1 protein-coding gene is annotated in these 529 nt (G+C 64.3%); it reads left to right on the top strand.

Annotated elements, in window-relative coordinates; all coding sequences use genetic code 11:
* Positions 1–86: 86 nt before the first annotated feature.
* On the top strand, positions 87–476 hold the full coding sequence (locus FW784_RS14175) for a hypothetical protein (RefSeq protein WP_149353958.1): 390 nt from the start codon (positions 87–89) through the stop codon (positions 474–476).
* Positions 477–529 lie beyond the last annotated feature (53 nt).

The raw sequence follows: 529 nt of genomic DNA, 5'->3' as shown, positions 1-529 counted from the left end.
GGCCTAACAATTCGTCCAAGCCGACGCCGCTTCGCGGCGCGGCTTAACTCAGGTGTTAGGCGCCACAGGTAGCTCAAGGAAGATTGATGCAGACAGCGCTTAATGCCGCGGCCGTACTTGCAGTGCTCACTGGCCTTGTTCATTCCACGCTCGGCGAGTGGCTCATCTTCCGCCACCTTCGGCAAGGCACTTTCGTGCCGCAGCTCGGCGCGCCGCCGTTGCGTGCCCGGAACATCCGCATCCTGTGGGCCACCTGGCATCTGGCGTCGGTTTTTGGCTGGGCCTTCGCGGCCATTCTCTTCAGCCTCGCCAATTCGCCCGAGGCTCCGCTGCGGCAGCGCGTGCTTCAGGCCGCCGTTGCAGCTAACGCAGGCGGCGCTATCCTCGTGCTCGTGGGAACTCGAGGGCGGCATCCGGGTTGGGTCGCACTCGGTGCAGTCGCCATTTGCGCATGGGTAGCCCTAGGTGGCGCCTAACAATTCGTCCAAGCCGACGCCGCTTCGCGGCGCGGCTTAACTCAGGTGTTAGG

Origin of the sequence: Cognatilysobacter lacus, from assembly GCF_008274655.1 — a bacterium.
GTDB classification, from domain to species: Bacteria; Pseudomonadota; Gammaproteobacteria; order Xanthomonadales; family Xanthomonadaceae; genus Cognatilysobacter; species Cognatilysobacter lacus.
Note: the sequence above shows the minus strand (reverse complement) of the source record. Positions and strands in the feature narration are given on the sequence as shown.